At 45.6% G+C, this 9280-nt stretch carries 6 protein-coding genes; 4 read left to right on the top strand and 2 right to left on the bottom strand.

The annotated features are described in order from the left end of the window. Positions 1-1313 (bottom strand): BglG family transcription antiterminator (locus LFYK43_RS11670; RefSeq protein ID WP_124978490.1); only part of this gene is annotated, 1313 nt, incomplete at its 3' end. 265 nt (positions 1314-1578) lie between these two features. On the opposite strand from LFYK43_RS11670, the gene LFYK43_RS11675 reads away from it, so the two are divergent. The 3 genes from LFYK43_RS11675 to LFYK43_RS11685 all read left to right on the top strand — a co-directional run bounded on the left by LFYK43_RS11675 (position 1579) and on the right by LFYK43_RS11685 (position 5057). Continuing rightward, a complete protein-coding gene (locus LFYK43_RS11675; protein ID WP_124978491.1) occupies positions 1579-3390 on the top strand; it encodes a PTS mannitol transporter subunit IIBC in 1812 nt (603 codons plus the stop codon). A gap of 66 nt (positions 3391-3456) precedes the next feature. Next, on the top strand, positions 3457-3900 hold the full coding sequence (locus tag LFYK43_RS11680) for a PTS mannitol transporter subunit IIA (protein ID WP_124978493.1): 444 nt from the start codon (positions 3457-3459) through the stop codon (positions 3898-3900). Next, complete coding sequence (locus LFYK43_RS11685; protein WP_124978495.1) at positions 3900-5057, top strand: mannitol-1-phosphate 5-dehydrogenase; 1158 nt, start codon at positions 3900-3902, stop codon at positions 5055-5057. The genes LFYK43_RS11680 and LFYK43_RS11685 overlap by 1 nt, the downstream gene beginning before the upstream one ends. Positions 5058-5111: 54 nt before the next feature. Here LFYK43_RS11685 and LFYK43_RS11690 read toward each other — a convergent pair whose 3' ends face one another. Next, the gene (locus LFYK43_RS11690; RefSeq protein ID WP_124978497.1) at positions 5112-7361 is read right to left on the bottom strand and encodes an alpha-galactosidase; all 2250 of its coding nucleotides are present in this window, start codon (positions 7359-7361) and stop codon (positions 5112-5114) included. Between the two features lie 517 nt (positions 7362-7878). Between LFYK43_RS11690 and arcA the strand changes: the two genes are divergently transcribed. After that, positions 7879-9132: an arginine deiminase gene (gene arcA, locus LFYK43_RS11695; RefSeq protein ID WP_124978499.1), complete on the top strand. Its 1254-nt coding sequence runs from the start codon at positions 7879-7881 to the stop codon at positions 9130-9132. The last annotated feature ends 148 nt before the right edge of the window (positions 9133-9280 follow it).

The following is a 9280-nucleotide window of genomic DNA, read 5'->3' on the forward strand; positions in this document are numbered from 1 at the left end:
TCGGGGACCTCTTTAAGCAACCGGCTTTTTAAAATCTGCGAAGTTGAAAAGCCGTTTTCGCAGACAACTAAGGCTCGTAAACCGCGCTGGTAGGAACGGTCGGTGTATTCATTGGCAAAATACAGCAAGAGCAGCTGAACTTCCGGCTCGGTCAGTTCCTTGTCAAAAAAGACTTCCTGCCACTGAGCCTTGATCGTCTGGTACAGGCGCGAGTAATTGTCGCTGATCCGCTGTAGGGTGCCGATCTGGACGTTAGGCAGTTGTTGCTGGTTATTTTTAATTAGGTTTTCAATGTGTTTGGATAAACGCTTGAAGAAATCCGGATTGCGCCGGAAATCCCAGCCATAATCGGTCGAGACCAGTTCGACAAATTCACGCACCTGGATCATGACCGAGAAATCATCGTTTTCAAAATCGTAAGAATTAACGTTGATGCTGGTGTTTTGCAGGTGTTCGGCTAAAAAGACGACCTCGTCTTTAGAGATCTGTTGCTTGGTATTGGCGGTCTTCCAGTCAAAAAATGTGAAGAATTTATAGGTCAAACCGAGATATTGCAGTGGTTCAGTCGGGAGAGTCTGGTAGTCTAGTCCAGCTCCATGAGCAAAGCGAAGAATTGAGATAGCAAACATTAAAACAGAGCTGATGATCTGATTATCCGAGTAAAAATTGAGCTGCGGAAAAACCGTCTGCTTTAATTTTTGATTACATTCCGCCAAAAGAGGGTAAGGTAAAAGCGTCATAAAGAAATCTCGTGTCACCGGATCATGATGAGTGAGGTAGCTTAAAAAGGAATACTCGTTTAACTCCGTCAACAAGATCCCGCAAAGTACTTGGCGCCGCTTGATCTCGCTGCCTGTGATCGTTACCCCAACGCCTTTTTTCTTTTTGACTGCCAAGTCGTATTCGGAAAGAGATTCAGCGATGACTTGCAAGTCGTGCTGGATCGTTCCTTCGCTGACGTTCAGGTCGCTGGCAATACTGGCAATTTTAGTCTCCGCACTGCTGACAAGCAAAAGAGCGGCTACCGCGTTTTGCCGTTGCGAGGTCGGCAAGCTATAGCTTTCTTTTTGTCCACTGAGGGCATATTTGAGTTGGGCTTTGTTTTCGGTCTCGCCTTCCAAGCTATAGATCCCATTTTGGCTGGCTAAGACTAGGCCGTTTTGTTCTAGGTATAAGCGCAGCTCTGAAAATTCACGGTAAAGGGTCCGGCGGCTGACTTGCAGCTGCTTTTCCAATTCTTTTAAGGAAAGCCCTGCCGGTTCACTAACTAGGGCGAATAAAATTTGTTTTTGACGTGCGGAAAAAAGAACCATATTTTTTGACCTCTTTATTTGTTTTGCCGATTATGTATAGTCTAATAATAATGAAAGTTTGCTCCACTGACAAGTGCAGCAGCAAGCTTACAGAGGGCTTTCATTAATTTTGTCACCAGCAGCTGTGCCACTATTGACACTAGATTCAATTGTAAACTTGTTATGAAAGCCTTACCATAAATATTGAAGAGTTCCGCGGGAGATTTTCCCGGGTGCTATTACATAAAAAGCAAAGGCAATGACCTTTGTCAAAGGAGGAAAAATAATGTCACAAGATGCTGCTAAACCAAAGACAAGTTTAAAAGCTAAAGTCCAAAGATTTGGGACATTCTTATCAGGCATGATCATGCCTAACATTGCTGCGATCATTGCTTGGGGCTTGATCACCGCTTTATTCTTATCACCAGGAGGCTGGTTTCCAAATGATACGATCATCAAGCTCAGTGCTCCTTCCCTGAAATTTTTACTGCCATTATTGATCGGTTATACAGGTGGGAAGATGGTCGACGACGAGCGTGGTGCGATCGTCGGCGGTATTGCTACCATCGGTGCTATTGTAGGTTCAGATGTACCAATGTTCTTAGGTGCCATGATCATGGGACCTTTAGGCGGCTGGTGCATGAAGAAATTCGATGAGTTATTCCAAGCTAAGATCAAATCCGGTTTTGAAATGATCTACAACAACTTCTCAGCCGGGATCATCGGGATGCTGCTGGCAATCTTAGCTCAGGCTGTTGTTGGACCGTTCGTTATGGCTGGTACTAAGTTCATGGCAAGCGGTGTTGATTGGATCATTTCAGTTCACGCCTTGCCATTGGCTAACTTGTTCATCGAACCTGCTAAGATCTTGTTCTTGAACAATGCGATCGGTAACGGGATCTTGGTTCCTTTGGGGATCCAGACCGCTTCTAAAGTCGGTAAATCTGTCTTGTTCTTGCTCGAAGCTAACCCTGGTCCTGGTATCGGCGTCTTGCTTGCCTTTTGTTTGTTCGGCAAAGGCAGTGCTAAGTCATCTGCACCAGGTGCAGCGATCATTCAGTTCTTCGGCGGGATCCATGAAATCTATTTCCCATATATCATGATGAAACCATCACTGTTCTTGGCTGTTATGGCCGGCGGTGTTAGTGGGACTTTCACCTTCCAGCTGTTCGATGCTGGTTTGAAAGCTGCTGCTTCCCCAGGTTCAATTATTGCTGTTTTGTTAATGACACCAAAGGATTCTTACCTGGGTGTGATTGCCGGGGTCTTGGTTGCTGCGATCGTTTCCTTTGCAATTTCGGCCTTTATCTTAAAACGAGATAAATCGACGCCGGATGATGAAGATGACTTTGCAAGCAAACAAGCTCAAGTTCAAAATGCCAAAGCTGCATCTAAAGGCCAAGCTGCTGAAGCAGCAGACCAAAGCCAAGCAACTTCAGGCGCAGATTATGATAGCGTTGAAAAGGTCATCTTTGCTTGTGATGCCGGGATGGGCTCCTCAGCAATGGGTGCTTCACTTCTCCGCGATAAGTTTAAGAAGGCTGGCTTGGGCGAGATTCCCGTCACCAACATGGCTGTCCGGAATTTGAAGGACGAACAAGGTTTATTAGTCGTAACTCAAAAAGAATTACAAGAACGTGCTGTATTGAAGGCACCACATGCAGTCAGTGTGGCAGTGGACAACTTTATGAACAGTCCGCGTTATGATGAGATCGTGGCTAACCTCAAAGTTGCTCAGCAACAAGGAAGTGCTGCAGTTGAAGAGCAAGCTGTTGAAGATACTACAACTGCTGCCGATGAATTTGGCGGGATCAACTTTGACCAAATCAAAGAAATCGACTTTATTCATCATGATGAACACACTGGTTCTGCAACTATGGCTGTCAGTTTGTTGAATGGTCAGTTGGAGAAGGCCGGCAAGCAAACAACAGCTAAACGAGTTTCGATCGATGATGTTAATGATGAAGCAGATCGCCTGGTTATTTCAACACAAGAAACGATCAAAAACGTTAAAACACGGTACACGAATGTTCAATTCTTAGCTGTTGAGTCGCTGGAAGACGCAAAATTAGCGCAAATCGTAGAAAAAGTTAAATAAGAGTAGCAAGGCTATGCCAAAAGAAATTTTGGCCAGGGGTTATTGAAAGAGAGGCGTGAAGAACTGATGGAGTTACAAGCAGATATGATCAAGTTGAATCAAAGCGTGCCTAATAAAACTGCTGCGATCAGATTAGCCGGACAATTATTAGTTGATGCCGGTTGTGTTGAGCCAGAGTACGTGGACGCGATGATCGCGCGTGATCAAGATGTTTCAACTTATATGGGCAACTTTATCGCCATCCCGCATGGGACTGACGAAGGTAAAAAGCACATTAAGAAGACTGGGATCTCAGTTGTTCAGATCCCAATGGGTGTCGACTTTAGTGAAGACGAAAATACCGACAATACGGTCACAGTCGTCTTTGGGATCGCTGGCAAGAACAATGAGCACTTAGACATTTTGTCACAGATCGCTTTGTATTGCAGTCACATTGAGAATGTGGCTAAACTCGCAGACGCACAGTCACCACAAGAAGTAATTGATTTATTGAAAGAGGTTGAAAACTAATGAAAGCAGTGCATTTTGGAGCAGGTAACATCGGACGTGGTTTTATTGGAGAAACTTTAGCGGCAAATGGTTTTTCGATTGATTTTGTGGATGTCAATGATACAGTCATTTCGGCTTTAAACGACCGGCATGAATATGATATCGAGCTGGCAGCACCAGGTCAGGAAAAGATCCACGTGGATAACGTCGCTGGGATCAACAACGGCGAAAACCCGGACCAAGTCGTTGCGGCAATTGCACAGACAGATTTAGTAACAACTGCGATCGGTCCGAAGATCTTACAGTTTATTGCACCTTTGATCGCTGATGGTTTAGCTGCTCGTAAAGCACAGGGCAACGAGCAAAAGATCGATGTGATCGCCTGCGAGAACATGATCGGCGGGTCTGCTCATTTGAAAGAAGAAGTCTACAAGTCATTGGCTGATGCTGATAAAGCATACGTTGACGAATATGTCGGCTTCCCGAATGCAGCCGTTGACCGGATCGTTCCTTTGCAAAAGCATGATGATCCATTGATGGTTTCCGTAGAACCATTCAAGGAATGGGTCGTTGATGAATCCCAGATGGCTAATCCAGACTTGAAACTGGAAGGCGTGGAATACGCACCAGACTTGGAACCATTTATCGAACGCAAACTCTTCTCAGTTAACACAGGCCATGCCACAGTTGCTTATACCGGCAAATCACTGGGTTACGACACGATCGGCGATGCAATCAAAGACGAACGTGTTTTGGACCAATTAAAAGGTGTCTTGAAAGAAACCGGCGACTTGCTGATCGACAAGTGGAACTTCAAGCGTGAAGACCATGAAGCTTACCAAAAGAAGATCATCAGCCGTTTTGAAAACCCATATATCTCCGATACGATCGCTCGTGTCGGCCGGACGCCGATCCGTAAATTGGGTTATGACGAACGCTTCATTCGTCCGATCCGCGAAGCTAAGGAACGCGGCTTGGGTTACGCTAAATTGTTGGAGACAGTTGGCAAAATCTATCAGTTTAACGTGGCTGAAGACGACGAAAGTGTTAAATTGCAACAGATGCTGCAAGCTAAATTTGCTGAAGTTGTCACAGAAACAACTGGTTTGAAGGATGAAGACTTGATTGCCGAAATTGCTGGCAAGATGTCTGCAGAATTCACGGCAGCAAACAAATAAATTCAATTCTTTAAGCAGATCCAAACAGCTAAATTAAAAAAAGGTCCAGAATTCTTAGGAGATAAGAGTTCTGGACCTGTTTTTTATTTGGCCTGCTGTCAAGGAGTTAAGCGGGCAGAATATTGAAGATCCAATTCCGTGCGTAGAAGTCTTCATCTGGGCGTGGCAAAGCCAAACCAAACCAATGCTCATCAATTCTTGCCCAGTGAAGCGCTGTTTGTTTTGCACATCCTCATAAATGGCGTCAGCTTGCAAATTCACAAGACGCAGTCTTTTCGGGACGGTGTTAGGCTTGGCCAGGACCATCACATAGCTGACGATCAGATGGTTTTCGTCTTGCTTAGACCAGGCGTACTCATCTTGCGGGTCATAGACTGGCAAACGGTCTAAACTGCCAAATTGGTAAGTTTGCCGGTATTTTTTGTATTTTGAGATCGCGTGGGAAATAAAGTGTTTACCTTTGGTATTCAGAGCAAGCAGGTCTAATTCATAGCCCAGGATGCCTTGTTCGGCTACAGTTTGCCGCACATTGAGATTTGTCCTGCGGCCAACTTGTTCATTGGGGCTCGTTGAAACATGGCAGCTCATGCTGGAACAAGGGTAGATCATGCTGGTTCCTCTCTGTATTTCCAGACGTTCAATCGCATCGGAGTCATCAGACGTCCAGATCTGCGGGGAATACGGCAGCATTCCGGCATCGAAGCGGCCGCCGCCGCCAGCACAGCTTTCGATCATGACATCTGGATACTTCTCAGTCACAGTTTCCAAGATCTTGTAGAGGCCTAAAACATAGCGATGACCTAGTTCGGTCTGCTGCACGGCAGTCAATGCGCTAGAACCCGAGTCGGTCAGATTGCGGTTTAAGTCCCACTTGATGTAGGCAACATTAGTGTCTTTTAAAAAGCGGTCAAATACGCCAATGAGAAAATCCTGCACTTCTGGGATCCCGAGGTTTAAGAGGTAGCGATCTTTAATTAACTGCGGCTTTCTATCTGGTGTGCGGATGATCCAGCCTGGATGCTCCATATATGTGTCGCTATCAGGCGAAACGGCTTCCGGTTCGAACCAGAGGCCAAACTTTAAGCCGATTTTGTTGATCGCAGCGACGAGGTCATGCAGTGAGCCGCCAATTTTTTTAGTATTTGCTTGCCAGTCGCCAACGGAACCGTCTAAATCAGCCTTGACTGTGCTGTTAGTTTTTTCTTTACCAAACCAACCATTATCTAAAACAAACATTTCCATCCCTAGTTTTTTGCCTTCTTGAGCCAAGGCGATCAGCTTTTGTTTGTCAAAGTCGAGGTAGGTGGCTTCCCAATTGTTGAGCACGATCGGCCGTTTCTGCTGGGCAAATTTTTTATTCACGAGGCAATTGGAATAAAAATTATGCAAAAGATGGGTCATCTTATTCAAACCTTGATCACTATGCACCAGGATCGCTTCAGGAGTGTTAAAATCGGCTCCAGCTTCTAACTGCCAAGAAAAGCCAAAGGGGTTGATCCCGATTTGCAGCCGCGTATCTTGATGCATGGCGACTTCAGCACTGGCAAGAAAATCGCCGCTATAAATTAGGCTTAAGGAGTAGACGTTGCCGTGTTGTTCGTCAGCGTCTTTGTCTGCCAAAGCAATGAATGGATTTTGGCCGTGGCTGCTTGCTCCACGCTTACTGTCCACGCCTTGAAAGCCGGGTGCTAATGCCCGGCGTTCCAGGTGATTTTCGCGCCCCCAAGCCCCTGAAAGAGTCAAGAGGTCGTATTTGTCAGATAAAAAGTCGACGTTGATACTCATGATCCGGTCGATTTTGAGCGACTGCTCCGAATGGTTAACGATCTTGATTGATTGAGTAAAAATGTCATATTGCGGGAAAACGCTGATCATTATAATGGCAGAAACGTGTGCGACCTTATCCACCAGCTCCAATTCGAGTGTTTCAGCATCTTGATTTAGAGCAGTTGGTAGACCGGGGATCTTCTTTTTGTGTGTGATCTGGTAACTATGATAACGAAAATCGGATATTTGGCTGCCGTTTTTAAAAGTACACTGAAAAGCCGGCGTGCGCAGGTCAGGGTTGCCGAAAGTCGGGAAAAGCAAGGGATGCTGTTCCAACCTAAAGTCTATGATTTCGTCGGTATCGGCTAAATAGCTGGCCTTCTTGAGGTCTTTAGTCACATATGCTAACGAGTGGCTGCCGATTTTTTTGCCAAAATAAGATAAAACGACATGACCGGTCGGCAAGACGTTGAAGGCCAATTGTTCATGTGCTGAAAAGAGATTAAATTGCTTGATTTTCTGCATAAATTCAATCACAGGAATTCCACCTTTCTCTGATGGGTGCTAAAGGTTGAAAGTTAGATGTACCAAGGACATTGAAAACTAAAACGACACAAACTACTCTGCGTTTGATAGTTGAGTCGCCTAAAAATAAAAAGGAAAGCAACTTATGTCCAAAGTATACAACAATCAGCCCAAATCAAAACGCACTTATGCTTGATTGCGCATTTTTTAAAAGACACCTGCTTTTTAGGTGGGTGCATACTCAGCTGAACTTTCTTGAAATTTTGGCAAGAGAAATCTTGACCTGTGTTTAGATATACCAATTATATGCAATGCAGCAGATTTTATGCAAAAAATACCTTGATTGGTGAATAAATTTTCGTTGTCACTCTCCTCGTGCTTGAATTAAGCAAATCAGGGCCAAAAACTTGATGTTACAATATTTGACATGGCATCAATATTAGCCTAAACTCAAGCTATTTAGAAGCTGAAAAACGTTAAATTAGCAGAAGCATGCAGAGAGCCAAAACCGACAGGAGTGGGTAGACCAATGTTGGAACCAGTTACGAAGCAAGCACATAGATATGGCAGTCCGATCCATGTTAACTCAGAGATCGGCAGGTTGCGATCGGTGATCTTGAAACGTCCCGGACAGGAACTTGAAAATTTGACACCGGCCACAATGAGTCGGCTGTTGTTCGATGATATCCCATACTTACCAGCGGCTCAGGAGGAGCATGATTATTTTGCTGCGACGCTGAGAGAAAATGGGACGAAAGTACTTTACCTTGACGATTTGGTAGTTGAGGCTTTGCAGCAGACTCCGATCAAGGAAAAATTCGCCCAGCAAATGTTGCGTGAAGCTGGCATCCAGGAAGAAAAAGTTTTAGCGGTCCTCACCGGGTATCTGATAAACATGGAAACTCAAGAAATGGTCGCACTACTGATGAAGGGGATCCGAAAAATCGAAGTCGCTGAACACCTAGGAGCGCAGTTTCAAGCAGAAGAAATTGATCACCCTTTCTTAATGGAACCCTTGCCTAACTTGTATTTCACCCGTGATCCGGCTGCGGCGATCGGCTCAGGAGTGGCGCTGAATTCAATGACCTTTGCTACACGGAAACGCGAATCCTTATTCATGGAATATGTCCTTAAGTATCACCCGCGCTTTCAAGCACAAGGTGTGTCATTGTGGCACCAGCGAGAACGAGGAGAACGAATCGAGGGCGGCGATCAGCTGGTGTTAAATGAGCATGTGATGGCGATCGGGATCTCACAGAGGACAGCACAAGAAACGGTCGAAAAGCTAGCCCAGCAGTTATTTGCCGGCTCGAGTTATGACACGGTGATCGGTGTCAAGATCCCGCACAATCATGCAATGATGCACTTAGATACGGTCTTTACGATGATCAATTACGACCAATTCACTGTCCATCCGCTGATTTTGAATGATGGTCAAATTGATTTGTGGATCATGCATCCGGGACCAGAAGGGCAGGTCTTAAGCGAGCACCGCACTGATCTGTTGCAGGTATTAAAAGAAGTTTTGCATCAGTCGGAATTGGATCTGATCCCGACTGGTGACGGTGACCCGCTGGTGGCAGCCCGCGAGCAGTGGAACGATGGCACGAATACTTTAGCGCTCGCGCCGGGCGAAGTCGTGACTTATGACAGAAATTATGTTTCCAATGAATTGTTGAGAAAACATGGTGTGAAGGTGCATGAGATCAGATCAAGCGAGTTGTCGCGCGGTCGGGGCGGTCCAAGGTGTATGTCGATGCCGATAGTGAGGGAAGATAGCTGAGAAAAGGTATAAATAACAAAGACACTACATTGCAAAGTTGAGCAGTGTAGTGTCTTTTTTGGTGCGCCCGGCATGGGCAGTAACTAGGCGGTGTGAGTCCGCTGTGAGCCGTAGTGGTCGGTATCACAAGTCGAAGGCAAGGGTGTCT

This window comes from Ligilactobacillus salitolerans (assembly GCF_003864415.1).
GTDB classification, from domain to species: domain Bacteria; phylum Bacillota; class Bacilli; order Lactobacillales; family Lactobacillaceae; genus Ligilactobacillus; species Ligilactobacillus salitolerans.